General features: G+C 63.7%; 18 protein-coding genes. 6 read left to right on the forward strand and 12 right to left on the reverse strand.

Features of this window, described 5'->3' with window-relative positions:
- Positions 1–56 precede the first annotated feature (56 nt).
- The 10 genes from Q0L94_RS06610 to Q0L94_RS06655 form a co-directional block, all read right to left on the reverse strand.
- A complete protein-coding gene (locus Q0L94_RS06610; protein WP_296751511.1) occupies positions 57–1,043 on the reverse strand; it encodes an NAD(P)H-dependent glycerol-3-phosphate dehydrogenase in 987 nt (328 codons plus the stop codon).
- The gene (locus tag Q0L94_RS06615; RefSeq protein WP_296751514.1) at positions 1,040–1,498 is read right to left on the reverse strand and encodes an SH3 domain-containing protein; all 459 of its coding nucleotides are present in this window, start codon (positions 1,496–1,498) and stop codon (positions 1,040–1,042) included. Before Q0L94_RS06615 ends, Q0L94_RS06610 begins: the two co-directional genes overlap by 4 nt.
- Positions 1,495–1,941, reverse strand: a complete 447-nt coding sequence (gene secB / locus Q0L94_RS06620) for a protein-export chaperone SecB (RefSeq protein ID WP_296751516.1) — start codon at positions 1,939–1,941, stop codon at positions 1,495–1,497. Before secB ends, Q0L94_RS06615 begins: the two co-directional genes overlap by 4 nt.
- 179 nt (positions 1,942–2,120) lie before the next feature.
- Complete coding sequence (gene trxC / locus Q0L94_RS06625) at positions 2,121–2,549, reverse strand: thioredoxin TrxC (RefSeq protein WP_296751518.1); 429 nt, start codon at positions 2,547–2,549, stop codon at positions 2,121–2,123.
- 69 nt (positions 2,550–2,618) lie between these two features.
- The gene (grxC, locus tag Q0L94_RS06630) at positions 2,619–2,882 is read right to left on the reverse strand and encodes a glutaredoxin 3 (protein ID WP_296751520.1); all 264 of its coding nucleotides are present in this window, start codon (positions 2,880–2,882) and stop codon (positions 2,619–2,621) included.
- Positions 2,883–2,891: 9 nt separating this feature from the next.
- Positions 2,892–3,308 carry a rhodanese-like domain-containing protein gene (locus Q0L94_RS06635; protein ID WP_296751523.1) on the reverse strand — a complete coding sequence of 139 codons (417 nt, stop codon included), beginning with the start codon at positions 3,306–3,308 and terminating at the stop codon, positions 2,892–2,894.
- 12 nt (positions 3,309–3,320) lie between these two features.
- Positions 3,321–3,539: a DUF2892 domain-containing protein gene (locus Q0L94_RS06640; protein ID WP_018078154.1), complete on the reverse strand. Its 219-nt coding sequence runs from the start codon at positions 3,537–3,539 to the stop codon at positions 3,321–3,323.
- Entirely contained in the window at positions 3,529–6,750 is a 3,222-nt protein-coding gene (locus Q0L94_RS06645) for an efflux RND transporter permease subunit (protein ID WP_296751527.1), read from the reverse strand. The genes Q0L94_RS06640 and Q0L94_RS06645 overlap by 11 nt, the downstream gene beginning before the upstream one ends.
- Positions 6,751–6,762: 12 nt before the next feature.
- Positions 6,763–7,803 (reverse strand): efflux RND transporter periplasmic adaptor subunit, encoded by a 1,041-nt coding sequence (locus Q0L94_RS06650; RefSeq protein WP_296751530.1) that lies wholly within the window; start codon positions 7,801–7,803, stop codon positions 6,763–6,765.
- Between the two features lie 237 nt (positions 7,804–8,040).
- Positions 8,041–8,370 carry a metalloregulator ArsR/SmtB family transcription factor gene (locus Q0L94_RS06655; RefSeq protein ID WP_018078151.1) on the reverse strand — a complete coding sequence of 110 codons (330 nt, stop codon included), beginning with the start codon at positions 8,368–8,370 and terminating at the stop codon, positions 8,041–8,043.
- A gap of 163 nt (positions 8,371–8,533) precedes the next feature.
- On the opposite strand from Q0L94_RS06655, the gene gpmI reads away from it, so the two are divergent.
- The 5 genes from gpmI to moeB all read left to right on the forward strand — a co-directional run bounded on the left by gpmI (position 8,534) and on the right by moeB (position 14,046).
- Complete coding sequence (gene gpmI, locus Q0L94_RS06660; protein ID WP_296751537.1) at positions 8,534–10,075, forward strand: 2,3-bisphosphoglycerate-independent phosphoglycerate mutase; 1,542 nt, start codon at positions 8,534–8,536, stop codon at positions 10,073–10,075.
- Between the two features lie 29 nt (positions 10,076–10,104).
- The gene (locus Q0L94_RS06665; RefSeq protein WP_296751540.1) at positions 10,105–11,355 is read left to right on the forward strand and encodes a peptidoglycan DD-metalloendopeptidase family protein; all 1,251 of its coding nucleotides are present in this window, start codon (positions 10,105–10,107) and stop codon (positions 11,353–11,355) included.
- A gap of 1 nt (position 11,356) precedes the next feature.
- Positions 11,357–12,763 carry a S41 family peptidase gene (locus tag Q0L94_RS06670; protein WP_296751543.1) on the forward strand — a complete coding sequence of 469 codons (1,407 nt, stop codon included), beginning with the start codon at positions 11,357–11,359 and terminating at the stop codon, positions 12,761–12,763.
- An 84-nt stretch (positions 12,764–12,847) separates the two neighbouring features.
- Entirely contained in the window at positions 12,848–13,243 is a 396-nt protein-coding gene (locus Q0L94_RS06675) for a hypothetical protein (protein WP_296751546.1), read from the forward strand.
- Between the two features lie 14 nt (positions 13,244–13,257).
- The gene (moeB, locus tag Q0L94_RS06680; protein WP_296751549.1) at positions 13,258–14,046 is read left to right on the forward strand and encodes a molybdopterin-synthase adenylyltransferase MoeB; all 789 of its coding nucleotides are present in this window, start codon (positions 13,258–13,260) and stop codon (positions 14,044–14,046) included.
- On the opposite strand, the gene slmA is transcribed toward moeB, so the two are convergent.
- Positions 14,017–14,601: a nucleoid occlusion factor SlmA gene (slmA, locus tag Q0L94_RS06685; protein WP_296751551.1), complete on the reverse strand. Its 585-nt coding sequence runs from the start codon at positions 14,599–14,601 to the stop codon at positions 14,017–14,019. The two genes, moeB and slmA, sit on opposite strands and share 30 nt — an antisense overlap.
- A gap of 332 nt (positions 14,602–14,933) precedes the next feature.
- Positions 14,934–15,434 carry a hypothetical protein gene (locus tag Q0L94_RS06690; RefSeq protein WP_296751554.1) on the reverse strand — a complete coding sequence of 167 codons (501 nt, stop codon included), beginning with the start codon at positions 15,432–15,434 and terminating at the stop codon, positions 14,934–14,936.
- Between the two features lie 209 nt (positions 15,435–15,643).
- Between Q0L94_RS06690 and Q0L94_RS06695 the strand changes: the two genes are divergently transcribed.
- A complete protein-coding gene (locus Q0L94_RS06695; RefSeq protein WP_296751557.1) occupies positions 15,644–15,850 on the forward strand; it encodes a helix-turn-helix domain-containing protein in 207 nt (68 codons plus the stop codon).
- Positions 15,851–15,853: the final 3 nt, after the last annotated feature.

Here is a 15,853-nt window from a genome sequence, read left to right on the forward strand (position 1 = left end):
GGCCGAATGTTGGGGAACGGGGCTGGATGCCGGGCAAGTGTGGCGCGGCGAGGGCCTCAGAACTCGGCCTTGATTTCCCGGTTCAGCAGGGCATCGACCGCCTGCGCGGCAGGCAGACCGTCGAACAGCATCCGGCAGACGGCGTGGGTGATCGGCATGTCGACGCCGTATTCGGCCGCGAGCGCGTCGGCCTCGCGTGCGGTGGTGACGCCTTCGGCGACGTGGCCGAGTTCGGCGAGGATGGCGGCGAGTGGCCGGCCGCGCGCGAGCTGCAGGCCGACCTGGCGGTTGCGCGAGAGGTCGCCGGTGGCGGTGAGGATGAGGTCGCCGAGGCCGGACAGCCCCATGAAGGTTTCGAAGCGGCCGCCGAGTTTGACGCCGAGCCGGGTCATTTCGGCCAGCCCGCGGGTGATGAGGGCGGCGCGGGCGTTGTGGCCGAGCTGCAGGCCGTCGCAGATGCCGGCGGCAATCGCCATGACGTTTTTCAACGCGCCGCCGATTTCGACGCCGATGACGTCGTCGTGCGCGTAGAGCCGCAGGCAATGGCTGGACAGCATTGCGGACAGGCGTTGCGCCAGCGCGGTGTCGTCGGCGGCCAGCGTCAGCGCGGTGGGATGGCCTTGCGCGACTTCCTGGGCGAAACTGGGGCCGGACAGCACGGCGGTTTGCGTGTGCCCGGGCAGCAGTTCGGCGATGAGCTGGTGCGGCAGCTTGCGGCTGCCGGGCTCGAATCCCTTGCAGATCCAGACCAGCGGCGGCAGGCCGGAGTGCCGGGCGAGCGCGCTCAGCGTGGGGCGCAGGCCGCCGCTGGGGACGGCGATGACGAGGAGTTCGGCGCTGCCGACGACAGCGCTGAAATCCGGGCTGAAGCGCAGCGCGTCCGGCAGCGGGCAGCCGGGCAGATAGCGCGCATTGACGCGGCTCGCCTGCATGGCATCGAGTTCGGCCGCGTTGCGTCCCCACAGGGTGACGCTGTGGTGCGGTGCCCAACTGGCCGCCAGCGCAGTGCCCCAGGCGCCCGCACCGAGGACCGACAGTTTCATCGGCCCCATACCTCGTGCACCGGCAGCCAGCCGCTGAGGCCGTCGGCGTGTTTCACCGGCAGCCAGCCGTAGCTGTCCATTTCGCCGGTGGCTTCGAGCAGGACGCCGCGCGCGGCACGGAACACGATCTCGGCGTCGCCGCGCGGCTGCTGCCGGACGATGCTGGATTCGGCCTTGACCATGACGGTTCTTGCGCCACCGAGGGCGGCTTTCTCGATCCACCCCAGCCGGCCGCTATGGTCGCGCACCTTGGCCCAGGCCTCGGTATCGACGATGACTTCAAGCGGCAGGCCGCTGCCGGCGACGGCGATTTTGCCGGCAGCAGTCGAAGGCGCGTCGTACAGCAGGGCGGCGCGCCCGGTGCTGCGGTATTCCAGTGCCGCGGCGGGGTGCGCCAGGGCCAGCAGCAGGCCGGTTGCCAGCAGCCAGCCGGAGGGGCGCAGTCGCAATTTCAATGCGTCTGCGCGGCGGCAGCCGGTTGCTGTTGCTGCAGGTACAGCGCTTCGAAGTTGACCGGGTTCAGCAGCAGCGGCGGGAAGCCGGCGCGGATCACCACGTCGGACACGGTCTCGCGCAGATAGGGGAAGACGATGTTGGGACAGCCGATGCCGAGCACCATCGGCAGCTGATCCTGCGGCACATTCTGGATGCGGAAGATGCCGCCCTGGCAGCATTCGACCAGGAACATGGTCTTGTCGCCGATCTTGGCGGTGACGGTGACGGTGATACCGGTGTGGTACAGGTCTTCGCCCAGCGCATGGCTTTCGGTCGACATGTTGACGTCGATCTGCGGCGCTTCGCGTTCCAGGTAAATGGCGGGGGCGTTGGGTACTTCCACCGACAGATCCTTGACGAAGAGCTTTTCGATATTGAATACGGGTTGTTGTTCGTCGGCCATGAGGTCTCCCTGGATAAGAAAACCGGAGCCTGCGCTCCGGGGGCAAGCATCGCATTTTACACGGGCTTCGTTCCCTCTCCCCAACCCTGTGAAGCCACTAACCGATCGACCAAGCCCGCAAGTCGCTGGTTATCTCCCGCTTGCGGGAGAGGGGGCGAACACTGATATGCCCGCAGCGATTAATGAATGCCTTGTGACGCCAGCCAGTGTTTCAGTGCGAATGCGTCCATCGCGCCCGAGGTGCGCGCCGCCTCCTGTCCGTTCCTGAACAGGATCAGGCTGGGAATGCCGCGGATGTGGTGGCGCATCGACACCTGCGGGTGGGCCTCGGTGTCGACCTTGGCAAAGCGCACGCGTGTGCCCATCTCGGCCGCGACTTGCTGGAATACCGGCGCCATCATTTTGCAGGGGCCGCACCAGTCGGCCCAGAAATCGACCAATACCGGCAGGCCGGCGCGGGAAATGAAACGGTCGAAACTGGCGGCGGTCAGGTCGACCGGCTTGCCGGGCAGCAGCGGCGCGCCGCATTGGCCGCATTTCGGGGAGTCGGCCAAGCGGTCGTCCGGCACGCGGTTGACGGCAAGGCAGTGGGGGCAGGCGAGTTCCATCGGGATTCCTTGAAGCGAGGGGTCTTCGCTTCAAGGTGGGGGCGTGCGCCGGAAACTCAAGCGTGCGCGTCAGGCACGGGCGAGCAGGGGCGCCAGTTCGCCCGCCGCGTCCAGCGCCGAGGTGTCGTCGAAGCCGCCGACGTGGGTGTCGCCGATGAACACCTGCGGCACGGTGCGGCGGCCGCCGGAGCGGGCGATCATTTCATCCAGCCGGGCCGGGTCGAGGTCGATGCGGATCTTCTCGATTTCAGTCGCGCCGCGGCTTTTGAGCAGGCGCTCGGCGGCCCCGCAATAGGAACAGAAGGCGGTGCAATACATCACGACTTTGGCCATGGGGGCTCCTTATTTTTTGGTGACGGGCAGGTTGGCGCGTTGCCACGCCACGATGCCGCCCGCCAGGTTGTACACGGTCTCGAAGCCGGCTTTTTTCAGCATGCCGCAGGCGCGCGCCGAGCGTTGGCCGCTGCGGCAGGCGACCAGGATCGGCTTGCTCTTGAATTTGTCGAGCTCCTGCAGGCGGCCGGCCAGCTGGCCGAGCGGAATGTGCCTGGCTTTCGGAATGTGGCCGGCCGCGTATTCCTTGTCCTCACGCACGTCGAGTACCAGCGCGTCGTCGTTGTACAGCCGGGTGGCTTTCAGTGTGTCGGCCTGCTCCACGCCGGACAGCTTGCCGCCGATGAAGGACCAGACCAGCATGCCGCCCGACGCCAGCGCCAGCGCCAGCAGCATCCAGTTGTCCTGCAGGAATTGCGTATCCATGAAGGTCTCCGCTTACAGGCCGCAGCCTGGTTTGAGCCCGGCTTTTTTAAGCATGATGTCCATCGGACAGAAACGGGTGAAGCCGGACTGGAACAGGTTGAAGCCGACGAAGGCGGTGAACCACAGCCACGACAGCCGGGTCATGTCGACGCTGCCGGAAAAATGCGCCAGCGCCAGCGACAGCATGATGAAAAATCCGGCAATGATGCGGACCATACGTTCAACGGTCATGAGATAACTCCTGGTTCGAAGAAGAAAATGTGCGGTAATTGGCGGCGTAATACAGCACCGGGATCACCACCAGCGTGAGCAGGGTGGAGACGAGGATGCCGAAAATCAGGGACACCGCGAGGCCGCTGAAAATCGGGTCGTCGAGGATGAAGAAGGCGCCCATCATGGCCGCCAGCCCGGTCAGCACGATCGGCTTGGCGCGGGTGGCGCCGGCCTGGATGACCGCTTCCTGGAAATCCATTCCGCCGCGCACCTGCTCGTTGGCGAAATCGACCAGCAGAATGGAGTTGCGCACGATGATGCCGGCCAGCGCGATCATCCCGATCATCGAGGTGGCGGTGAACTGCGCACCGAGCAGGGCGTGGCCGGGCATCACGCCGATGATGGTGAGCGGGATCGGCGCCATGATGACGAGTGGCGTCAGATAGCTCTTGAACTGCGCCACCACCAGGATGTAGATCAGGATCAGTCCGACGGCATAGGCGATGCCCATGTCGCGGAAGGTTTCGTACGTCACCTGCCATTCGCCGTCCCATTTCAGGCTGAATCCGGCGTAGGGATCGGCCGGCTGGCGGATGAAATATTCGGCCAGCGTGCCGCCCTGTTCCAGCGGCCGGTCTTTCAGCGCGTCGCGCATGCCGAACAGGCCATACAGCGGCGAATCCAGTTTGCCGCCGGTGTCGCCGAACACGAATACCACCGGCAGCAGATCCTTGTGGTAGATGGTCTTTTCGCGCGCGCTCGGCATCACTTCGACCAGTTCGGACAGCGGGATCAACTGGCCGTCGTTGCCGCGCACGGTCAGTTTCAGCAGTTCGTCGATGCCGCTCAGGCGCTCCGGCGGCAACGTGATGCGCACCGGGATTTCGTACTTGGCGCCGCTGCCGTGGATGGGGGTGACGTTCTCGCCCGCCAGCCCCATCCGCATCGCCGCGACGATATCCTTCTGCGCCACCCCCGCCATCGCCGCCTTGTTCTGCATGACGCGCAGCACGAAGCGCTGGGCGTCGTCCTCCACCGTGTCGTCGATCGCCACAATGCCCTCGGACTGCTCAAATACCTTGCGCACTTGCTTGGCGACCTGGATCTGCGCGTCGTAATCGGGGCCGTAGATTTCGGCGACGATCGGCGACATCACCGGCGGCCCCGGCGGCACCTCGACCACCTTGACGTCGGCGCCGTGCTTCTTGGCGACCGCCTCGACCGCCGGGCGGATCGCCTGCGCGATCTCGTGGCTCTTGCGGTCGCGTTCGTGCTTGTCGACCAGGTTGACCTGCAGGTCGCCGACCTCGGGGCCGGAACGCAGGTAATACTGCCGCACCAGGCCGTTGAAGTTGATCGGCGCCGCGGTGCCGGCGTAGGCCTGATAGTCGGTGACTTCGGGCAGCTGCGCGACCACCGTGCCCATTTCGCTCAGCACCTGCGCGGTTTTCTCCAGCGGCGTGCCGACCGGCAGGTCGACGATGATCTGGAATTCCGACTTGTTGTCGAACGGCAGCATTTTCAGGATCACCAGCTGCACCGCCGGCAGCGCGACCGACAGCAGGATGGCCAGGCCGATGCCCAGCCACAGCTTGCGGCGCGCGCCGCGGCCTTCGATGCCGCGCAGAAAGGGGGTCAGCCGGGTGCGGAACAGGCTCAGCAGCCGGGTTTCGCCGCCATGGCCGGCGTGCGCTTCCTGCTTGATGAGCTTGAGCGCCAGCCAGGGGGTGACGACGAAGGCGATCGCCAGCGAGATCAGCATGCCGATCGAGGCGTTGATCGGGATCGGGCTCATGTACGGCCCCATCAGGCCGGAGACGAAGGCCATCGGCAACAGCGCGGCGATGACGGTGAGGGTGGCGAGGATGGTCGGGCCGCCGACTTCGTCGACTGCGCGCGGGATGATCGCCTCCATGCCGTCGTGGTCGAGCCCCATGCGGCGGTGGATGTTTTCCACCACCACGATGGCGTCGTCGACCAGGATGCCGATCGAGAAGATCAGCGCGAACAGCGACACCCGGTTCAGCGTGAAGCCCCATGCCCACGAGGCGAACAGCGTGGCCGCCAGCGTCAGCAGCACCGCTGCGCCGACGATCAGCGCCTCGCGGCGGCCGATGGCGAACAGCACCAGCAGCACCACCGAGGCGGTGGCGAAAATCAGCTTCTGGATCAGCTTCTTGGCCTTGTCGTCGGCGGTGGCGCCGTAGTTGCGGGTGACGCTGGCTTCGATGCCTTCGGGCAGCACGCTGTTGTGCAGGGCGTCGACGCGGGCAATCACCTTTTCCGCGACGTCGACCGCGTTCTCGCCCGGCTTTTTGGAAATGGCGAGCGTCACCGCCGGATAGGTCTGGCCATGGTCGGCCTTGTGCGTGCCGCCTGCGCCGGGGCCGTGCCAGACGTAACGCGCCGGCAGGTCAGGTCCGCCGACGACGCTGGCGATGTCGTTCATGTAGACCGGGCGGCCCTGCGCGACGCCGACGACCAGTTGTTTGACGTCGTCGACACCGGCGAGAAAGGTGCCGGTCTGCACCAGGATTTCCTGGTTGTTGGATACCAGCGTGCCGGATGGCTGCGCCGCGTTGGCGACCTGCAGGGCGTCGCGGATGTCCTGCGCGGAGACGTTGAACGCCGCCATGCGGTCGGGATCCATCATCACCCGCACTGCGCGGCCGGGGCCGCCGACGGTGGTGACTTCGCGGGTGCCGGCGATGCGCTTCAGTTCGATTTCCGCGGCGTGCGCCGCCTGCTCCAGTTCGTAGGCGCCGCGCGTTTCGTCGCGCGTCCACAGGGTGACGGTGACGATGGGCACGTCGTCGATGCCGAGCGGCTTGATGATGGGTTCGCCGACGCCGAGTTCGGGCGAGACCCAGTCGCGGTTGGCCTGGATGGTGTCGTACAGCCGCACCAGCGCCTGGGTGCGGTCCTGCCCGACCAGGTATTGCACGGTCAGCACCGCCATGCCGGGCTTGGAGACGGAATAGATGTGCTCGATGCCGGCGATCTGCGACAGCACCTGCTCGGCGGGGGTCGCCACCAGCGCCTCCACGTCCTTCGCCGAGGCGCCGGGGAAGGGGATGAACACGTTGGCCATGGTCACGTTGATCTGCGGCTCCTCCTCGCGCGGCGTGACCAGAATGGCGAACAGTCCCAGCAGGGCCGCGATCAGCGCGATCAGCGGAGTGAGTTGGGAGGTGAGGAAGAAACGGGCGACGCGTCCGGAGAGTCCCATGCGCATCCCTGCTTATTTGGCGGACGGGTTGGCGGCGCTTTTGGCGTAAATCCCCGCCTTGACCGGTTCGAGCGCGATGAGGTCGCCCGGATTGAGGCCGGCCAGCACCTCCACCTGCCCGCGCGCATGGGACGTGCCCAGGCGAATCTGGCGCAGGCTCACCTTGTCCTGGTTCACCACGTAGACCGCGGTGATTTCGGAACGGCGCACCACGGCGGTCGAGGGGATGGTGAGCTTGCGCGCGCTGGCCACCGAAAAATGCGCCCGCGCGAACATGCCGGGGATGACGCCTTCCAGATTGGCCGGCAGGTCGATGCGCACCTTGACGGTGTGGGTGGCGGCATCCGCCGACGGCAGCACGGTGACGCCGGTGGCGTCGATCCATTTGCCGAGCGAAGGAATTTCAATCGCGACCCGCGGCGCGGCCTTCACCTCGGCCAGCTTGTACTGGGGGATGTTGGCGACCACCCGCATATCCTTGGGGTCAAAGCCGGTCATCAAGGGCTTTCCGGGCGTCACGGTTTCCCCTACTTCCACGTGGCGGGCGGCGACCACCCCGGAAAAGGGCGCGGTAATCACGGTGTAGCCGCTTACGGCTGCGGATTGCCCTGCCCCGGCACGGGCCGCGCGGGCGGCTGCTTCGGCCGCGCGGAATTCGGCGGTGGCGCGGTCGAGCGCGGCCTGGCTGATGAATTTCTGCTGGAACAGCTGCTGCTGGCGCTCGTAATGGGCGCGTGCGTTGGCCAGCGTGGCGGCGGCCTGCGCCACTTGCGCCTGGCTGCCCGCCACGGCGGAGGACAATTCCTGCGCCGACAGCCGCACGATCACCGAGCCCGCCTTGACGTAATCGCCGGCATCGAAATTGACCGTCGCCACGCGTCCCGACACCTGGGCGGCGACGGTCGATTGCTTGACGGCTTCAACCGTGGCTTCGGTGGAGTAGCCGCTGTCGGTCATCTGGTATTGCACCGGGGCAACGGCGAAAGGCAGGGCGGCCCAGGCGGCAGGAGAGAAAAGGATGACGCAGACAAGTAGGCGAGCGGGGTTCAGCACAGATGCGGCTCCGTGAAGTGGTTCATTAGAATAGTCTAATTTATCATTTAATTCAATAATTTGGGATGTGTTTCGGCCCGGGTGCTAGCGTTGCGCCACGTTTCGAGTATGCCCCACATAGGGATGCCGATCCACTGCCGCAGATGCGCGCGGAAGTCGTACGCAGCTATCGCACCGTAAAAAAACAAAAGCCCGGCACGTTTGCGCGTGGCCGGGCCTGGGGATGCCGCTGACGTGTTATTTGGTGAAACCGCAGAAAACGTCGCGCATCATTCCCAGAAGCTTCAGCGTGCGGGTGTCGCCGACACGATAAAACACGCGGTTGGCCTCCTTGCGGGTACGCAGTACACCCTTGTCGCGCAGGATGGCCAGGTGTTGCGAGATGTTGCTTTGCGAGGTGCCGACGTGGTCGACGATGTCCTGCACGCTGACTTCCTTGTCGCCCAGGACGCACAGGATTTTCAGACGCAGCGGATGCGACATGGCTTTCATCGCGCGCGAAGCCTGCTCGATGTGCTCGTCCTTGTCCATGAGGTCCACTTCATCCCAATCAGCTGCCATATTCATTACCTCGATCCTGTTCGTGTAGTACTCTACGCAGCGCGGTTTTTTTGCCGTAATCCGCGTGATGCCGCATGTTGACGCAACATGTTGCGTTACATATAGATTAGCAATCATGCATATATTAAAATAATCCCATGAAAACGAGTCAGGTTATATAAATTTTTTCATGAAGACCTCGCCGGTTCTCCTTCTCATCCTCGACGGTTTCGGTTGCCGCGCGGAGCACGCGGACAACGCGATCGCACAAGCCGACAAGCCCAACTGGGATCGGCTCTGGAAGCATAACCCGCACACCCTGATCCACGCCTCCGAGTCCGAAGTGGGGCTGCCCAAGGGGCAAATGGGGAATTCCGAGGTGGGGCATCTCAACATCGGCGCCGGTCGCGTGGTGTATCAGGAATTCACCCGCATCGACCACGCCATCGAGTCCGGTTATTTTTACAGCAACCCGGCGCTGCTGAATGCAGTGCATGGAGTGCGCGACCAGGACAAGACCCTGCATGTGCTGGGCCTGCTGTCGGACGGCGGAGTGCATAGCCACGAGTCGCACTTCCACGCCCTGCTCGAACTGGCGGCGCGCGAAGGGCTGCACAAGGTGTGTCTGCATGTGTTTCTGGATGGCCGCGACACGCCGCCGAAAAGCGCCGAGATCTACTTGCGCCGCCTGATCGGAAAAATCGAACAGACTGGCGTCGGCCACATCGCGTCGATGATCGGCCGCTACTATGCGATGGACCGCGACCGCCGCTGGCAGCGGGTCAAGTCTGCGTACGACTTGCTGACGCAGGGGCGCGCCGAGTTCCGCGCGGACAATCCGCTGGCCGGGCTGGAGGCTGCTTACGCGCGCGGCGAGACCGACGAGTTCATCAAGGCCACCGCGATCCTCTCGCCGGACGCCAGGCCGGTGAAGATGGAAGACGGCGACGCGGTGATCTTTCTCAACTTCCGCTCCGACCGCGCGCGGCAGCTGTCGCGTCCGTTCATCGAACCCGATTTCAGCGAATTCGAGCGCGAAGTCACGCCGCGCCTGGCCACCTATTGCACCTTGACCGGCTACAGCGACGACTTCGACGTGTCGGTCGCGTTTCCGCCCGAGCGCATCAAGAATGGCCTGGGCGAATACGTCGCCAACCTCGGCCTGCGCCAGCTGCGCATTGCCGAAACCGAAAAGTATCCGCACGTCACTTTCTTTTTCAACGGCGGCGAGGAAATTTCCTTTCCCGGCGAAGATCGCGTGCTGGTGCCGTCGCCCGATGTCGCAACCTACGATCTCAAGCCCGAAATGAGCGCTTTCGAGGTCACCGACAAACTGCTCGCGGCAATCAACGGCAAACAGTACGACGTCATCGTCTGCAACTATGCCAACCCGGATATGGTGGGGCATACCGGCGACCTGCAGGCGGCGATCAAGGCAATCGAAACCGTCGACATCTGCTTGGGCCGAGTGGTGGAGGCGCAGCTGGCGCGCGGTGGCGAAGTGCTGGTGACGGCCGACCACGGCAACGCCGAACTGATGCGCGACGCCGAAACCGGGCAGCCCTATACCGCGCATACCCTGAACCTGGTGCCGCTCATCTACATCGGTCGGCGTCACGCCATCCTGGCCAAAACCGGCGCGCTCGAAGACATCAGCCCGACCCTGCTGAAAATGATGGGATTGCCGCAACCCCCTGAAATGACCGGTGAGGCCCTGCTTCAATTTGAGTAAGCCTGCCCGCTTCGGGTAAGCTCGGCAGGGTGAACTTCAAACCATTCCTCGTCCTGCTGGCGCTGCTGGGCCCGCTGGGCGCCAGCGCCAACCAGGTCGAACGCAAGCAATCCGAGCTCGACGCGCTCAAGCAGCGTCTGCAAACCCTGCAGACGGAGTTTCGCAATACGCAGGCGCACCGTCAGGAAGCGGCCGACGAGCTGCGTCAATCCGAGCGCGCCATCAGCAGTGCAGTGCGACAGCTGCGCGAACTGGACGGCGAGCGCCAGCGCACCCATAGCGATCTGCAGACGCTGACACAGCAGGCTGAAGCCGTTGCGGCACGCATTCGCCAGCAACAGGCAAGCCTGGGACAGGCACTCAAGGCCGCCTACCAGCGCGGGCAGGGCGATGCGTTCAAACATATCCTCAATGGCACCGATCCCAATCAGACCACGCGCGACCTGCGTTATCTGGCGCACCTGTCACGTGCCCGGCATGCCCAGATCGAGACGCTGCGTGCCGATCTCGCCCACCTGGCGGCACTGCAGCAGCAGACCGCGCAAAAAAAGACCGAGTTGACGCAGTTGCAGGCAGCGCATGAGGCCGAGCAAAAGAAGCTGCTGGCCGATAAGCGTGCCCGCGAGGCGGTGCTGCAGAATCTGTCGGCGCAAATCCAGCAGCAGCGGCGTGAAATATCCAGCCTGCAACGCGACGAGCGCAGCCTGACACAATTGGTGGAGCGCCTCAGCCGCTTGATGGCGCAGCAGGCAGCCCGCGAGGCGGCGCGCGCCCGTGCCGCGCAGCAGGCACAGAAATCCCCGAAAGCCGAGACGACCGTGGCCGGCCAGCCGCGCCGCGCAGTGGCCGTGAATACCGAAACGCCGGTGGCGTTTCGCTCGGAACGGCCTTTTTCGAAGCTGAAAGGTTTGCTGCGTTTGCCGGTTGCAGGGGAACTCGTGAATCGTTTCGGGGCTCCGAGAGAAGAGGGCGGAGTGAGCTGGAAAGGCCTGTTCATCCGTGCTGCGCAAGGGTCGGCGGTGAAGGCGATCGCTGCCGGACAGGTGGTGTTTGCCGAGTGGCTGCGCGGCTTCGGCAACCTCATTATTGTCGACCATGGCGAGGGCTATATGAGCCTGTACAGCAATAATGAAAGTCTGTATAAGCAGGTTGGCGAGCGGGTTCAGCCCGGCGACGCGATCGCCGCGGTCGGCAACAGTGGCGGCCAGCCCGACCCCGGTCTGTATTTCGAAATGCGGCATCAAAGCCGCCCTGTTAATCCCCTCCTGTGGGTGAAGTGAGATGACGCACAAGGCAAAATTCGTACTCGTCGGACTGGTCGGCGTACTGGCGGGCGCGGCGCTGACGGTCAATCTGTCGGCGATCGCCAACAAGGACGCGGAGACGGCGCTGCCGGTCGAGGAGTTGCGCGCCTTTACCGATGTGTTCGCCCGCATCAAGAGCGATTACGTCGAGCCGGTGGAAGACAAGAAGCTGATCACCGAGGCGATCAACGGCATGCTGACCGGGCTGGATCCGCATTCCGCGTATCTGGACGCCGAAGGCTTCAAGGATCTGCAGGTGGGCACGCAGGGCGAATTCGGCGGCCTGGGCATCGAAGTCGGCATGGAAGACGGCTTCGTCAAGGTCGTTTCGCCGATCGAGGACACGCCGGCCTTCAAGGCCGGGGTCAAGCCCGGCGACCTGATCATCAAGCTCGACGATACCCCGGTGAAGGGCATGACGCTGAACGATGCGGTCAAGCGCATGCGCGGCAAGCCGGGGGCGACCATCAAGCTCACCATCGCGCGCAAGGGCGTCGACAAGCCCATCGTGCTGACGCTGACGCGAGCGATCATCAAGATCCGCAGCGTCAAATCCAAGCTGCTGGAAAACGGCTACGGCTATGTGCGCGTGACGCAGTTCCAGGAGCACACCGGCGAATTGCTGGCCGAGGCTCTGGGCAAGCTGTACAAGGACAACAAGGCGCCGCTGAAGGGGTTGATCCTCGATCTGCGCAACGACCCGGGCGGTTTGCTCAATGGCGCGGTGGCGGTGGCGGCGGCTTTCGTCAAGCCCGACAGCCTGGTGGTGTATACCGAGGGCCGTACCGACGACGCCAAGATGCGGCTGACCGCCAGCCGTGAAAATTATCTGCGTCCGATGCAGGTCGATTATCTGAAAAACCTGCCGGACGGCGTGAAGCAGGTACCGATGGTGGTGCTGGTGAACAGCGGATCGGCCTCGGCATCCGAAATCGTGGCGGGCGCCCTGCAGGACCACAAGCGCGCCGTCGTCATGGGAACCCGCACCTTCGGCAAGGGCTCGGTGCAGACCATCCTGCCGATCGGCAATGGCACGGCGATCAAGCTCACCACCGCGCGCTACTTCACGCCGAACGGGCGTTCCATCCAGGCCAAAGGCATCGAGCCGGATATCGTGGTGGAAGATCCGGCGATGCCATCGGCAGATGAAGGGCTGGAAATTCGCGAGGCCGATCTCGACAAGCACCTGAGCAATCCAAACGGCGGGGAGACGGCCCCGGCGAGCAAGCCGGCCGACAGCATCAAGGCGCCGCCGGCCGAGCAGCCGGGCAAGGATAAAAAACCGCTGACGCTGGAGCCGGGCGAGATCGTGTCGAAGAACGATTTTCAGGTGAATCAGGCGCTCAATCTGCTGAAAGGTTTGCAGATCCTGCAGGGGCGCTGAGCAAAAATACGCTGTCGCTGTCCCGGCAGCGGCAGCGCTAACGACGCGGTATATACTGTGTCTATCTAGCCTGTCGGGGGTGCCATGCGTCCATGTGACCTCGAGAAAAGCCGCGAAATCGTTTTCCATTCCCTGCCCGCGGGCCAAGTGGAACGCGCCCTGTCCCTGCTGGAAGGCCTGGAAGGCTTGCAGGTGACGCCGGGAGCGGAGGCCGACCGCCTGCTGGTGAGCTACCACATCTGCGAGTACACCCTGGAAGGGCTCGAAACCGCACTGGCGAGTCAAGGATTCCATCTCGACAACAGCCTGCTCAGCAAGCTCAGGCGCGCGCTGGCCTATTTCTGCGAGAGCGTGCAACGGCGCAATGTCGCGGCCGATGAACCGGACATCAAATCACAGCAGGCTTTCATGACGGTCTACGAACGCCATCTGCATGGCGATTGCGACGAGACGCCCGAGGAATGGCGCGGCTATAAATAGCCGCGCCGCCGTGTATGGACATGAATGACGATCAGCTCCTGCGCTACAGCCGGCATATTCTGTTGCCGCAAGTCGGCGTGGACGGGCAGATGCGCATCTCCGAGGCCGCGGTGCTGATCGTCGGTGCCGGGGGACTGGGATGCCCGGTGGCACTCTATCTGGGCGCAGCCGGTGTCGGCCGGCTGCTGCTGGCCGACGGCGACAGCGTCGATCTCACCAACCTGCAGCGCCAGATCGGCCACGTTAGCGCAGCGATCGGCCAGAACAAGGCCGATTCGCTCGCCCGCAGCGTGCAGGCCATCAACCCCGAAATCGAAGTGCAGCCCATTCGTCAAACCCTCGTCGGTAATGCCCTGCACGAAGCGGTGGCGGCGGTGGATCTGGTGGTCGACGCATCGGACAACTTTGCTACCCGGCATGCCGTCAACCGCGCCTGTGTGCTGCTCGGCAAGCCGCTGGTGTCGGGCGCCGCGATCGGATTTTCGGGACAGCTGGCCACCTTCGATCCGCGCCATGCCAGCAGCCCCTGTTATCACTGCCTGTTTCCCGATCAGGCGGGTGAGCCCGAATTACGCTGTGCCGAGGCAGGGGTGTTTTCGCCGCTGGTTGGCGTGATCGGGGCGATGCAGGCGCTGGAGGCGCTGAAATATCTGGCCCGGGTGGGCGAGCTGCTGGTGGGCAGGCTGCTGTTGTGGGACGGCCTGCGCACCGATGCCCGCGTGATGAGGGTACCGCGTGACCCGGCCTGCCCGGTATGCGGCCCCGACAGCAGTTCAGGCAGGGTGAGCGTCGAGCAGGCGTGACAGCAGCAGGTCGATGTCGCCGTCCGGCGCGCGGGTAAACCCGCTCTTGGCAAACTGGTGCCAGCGTCCCACCACCACGCATTGCAGCAGATTGGCCAGCGGTGCGCTGAGTTCAGCCTGATTGTCTCCGGAAAAACGCAGGCATTGCCGCAACTGGGCTTCGATGCGGTCGTGCAGTTGATTGATGCGTTTTTGCAGGCGCTCGTTTTCGTGCACCAGTGCTTCACCGATCAGCACCCGCGTCATGCCGGGATTTTTCGCAGCGAAATTCAGCAGCATGCCGAGGATGGCCCTGATCTGCGCGGACGGCGAGGGGGTGTCAGCCGTGATGCGCGCGATCAGCCCGAACAGCGTCTGTTCGATGAACTCGATCAGGCCTTCATACATCTGTGCCTTGCTGGAGAAGTGGCGGTATAGCGCCGCCTCCGACACGCCGACACGTGCGGCGAGAGCGGCCGTGGTGATTTTCTCGGGCTGCGGTTCCTGCAGCATCGCGGCCAGCGTCTGCAGAATCTGCACGCGGCGCTCGCCGGGTTTTCTGACTTCCCCTGCCATCAGGCACTCCCCTGTTTTTTGTTAGGGGATGATTATCGCTGATGTCGGGTTAAATGGCGTCTGCGCTCCCTCTGGCGCCATCTGCCAAGCCGTGTAAGTAATACCAGTTCCCATCAAGCGAACAGTGCTCCGAGTACTCCATGGCTGATGGGCTTGGGGCTCTCGTGTCGCCGGATTTTGTCTGTCTTGCTCACGGCAAACCTGCGAGATTGCTCCTGAAGCGAAAGGAATACTCAACCCGCAGCGACGAGGGTGACGGCTGCGTAGGGTCTTTGCTCAATGCCAGGTTTCCGGGCGTTTCCGCCCGGAAACTGTTTATGCCCGGGGACGATTCAAGGCTTGGCTTCGGCAGCCGGTGTATTTACGGCAGCTGTGGAAACCATCCCGGCAGTTGCCTGCGGCTGGGCCTTGTCGGGCGACGGCGCATCAACCGTGACGTTGCCCCCCATCAACACAGTGATCATGGCCGGGTAGTCATATGCCGCGCCACTGGCAATATCGACCCCGGCACCAATCACACCACCAAAGAGGATGTTACCGAATGCCATGCCCTTGGTAGATGATTTCACGCTTGCCAGGCCAGGTGCCTGATCCTCTTTTTCACAATTGATCAGCAGGTCTTCGAAGCTACGGTTTACGACCACTGAACCGGGGCTGGTCACGTACCAACTGCCCTTGTTGTTGGAGAGTTTGCAATTTGCACTCGCGACAGGCTGTCCTTCTTTGCTACGGGTTTCTACCGTGAGGCTCTGGTTGGTGCCAGAGACAATCGATGCACAGCCCGAGCCGAGCATGGCTGCCGACATCAAAACGACTAAATTGGTCTTGTTCAAGTTATCTCCCTCTGTGTTTTTTGTGATGTGCCGGATTCCCGGTCACCGAAGGATAGTACACAAGAACCAGACGGAAGCAATGAGTCCTTTGCACGGTGAGGCGCCTGAATGACTGCTTTAAGCACCAATATCTGGAAACAGGTGCCGATACCTACTGACTGCCCATTTTCATTTTGCGTAGTCGGTAGGTGGTCTCGGAGATCATCACAATGACCGACTTCAGCAACCTGAAGCCCATTGATCGCCTCGACCGCCGCGAGGCTGCCGAATACACCGGAAACACCTACACTGTCTGGGCCAGCCAGAAGAAAGGTCCGCCCTTCTACAAGACCGGGAAGAAGTGCCTCTACAAGGTCGCCGATCTCGAAGCATTCATGGAATCGCGCCGCGTTTCGTTCGAGCCAGTTCCACTGTAAAGC

It is taken from the genome of Thiobacillus sp. (assembly GCF_024708915.1).

Coding starts and splice junctions, on each gene's coding strand:
- Q0L94_RS06610 (WP_296751511.1), bottom strand. CDS start 1,043: ATGAAACTGTCGGTCCTCGGTGCGGGCGCCTGGGGCACTGCGCTGGCG.
- secB (WP_296751516.1), bottom strand. CDS start 1,941: ATGGCCGACGAACAACAACCCGTATTCAATATCGAAAAGCTCTTCGTC.
- trxC (WP_296751518.1), bottom strand. CDS start 2,549: ATGGAACTCGCCTGCCCCCACTGCCTTGCCGTCAACCGCGTGCCGGAC.
- grxC (WP_296751520.1), bottom strand. CDS start 2,882: ATGGCCAAAGTCGTGATGTATTGCACCGCCTTCTGTTCCTATTGCGGG.
- Q0L94_RS06635 (WP_296751523.1), bottom strand. CDS start 3,308: ATGGATACGCAATTCCTGCAGGACAACTGGATGCTGCTGGCGCTGGCG.
- Q0L94_RS06640 (WP_018078154.1), bottom strand. CDS start 3,539: ATGACCGTTGAACGTATGGTCCGCATCATTGCCGGATTTTTCATCATG.
- Q0L94_RS06645 (WP_296751527.1), bottom strand. CDS start 6,750: ATGGGACTCTCCGGACGCGTCGCCCGTTTCTTCCTCACCTCCCAACTC.
- Q0L94_RS06655 (WP_018078151.1), bottom strand. CDS start 8,370: ATGAATATGGCAGCTGATTGGGATGAAGTGGACCTCATGGACAAGGAC.
- gpmI (WP_296751537.1), top strand. CDS start 8,534: ATGAAGACCTCGCCGGTTCTCCTTCTCATCCTCGACGGTTTCGGTTGC.
- Q0L94_RS06670 (WP_296751543.1), top strand. CDS start 11,357: ATGACGCACAAGGCAAAATTCGTACTCGTCGGACTGGTCGGCGTACTG.
- Q0L94_RS06675 (WP_296751546.1), top strand. CDS start 12,848: ATGCGTCCATGTGACCTCGAGAAAAGCCGCGAAATCGTTTTCCATTCC.
- moeB (WP_296751549.1), top strand. CDS start 13,258: ATGGACATGAATGACGATCAGCTCCTGCGCTACAGCCGGCATATTCTG.
- slmA (WP_296751551.1), bottom strand. CDS start 14,601: ATGGCAGGGGAAGTCAGAAAACCCGGCGAGCGCCGCGTGCAGATTCTG.
- Q0L94_RS06695 (WP_296751557.1), top strand. CDS start 15,644: ATGACCGACTTCAGCAACCTGAAGCCCATTGATCGCCTCGACCGCCGC.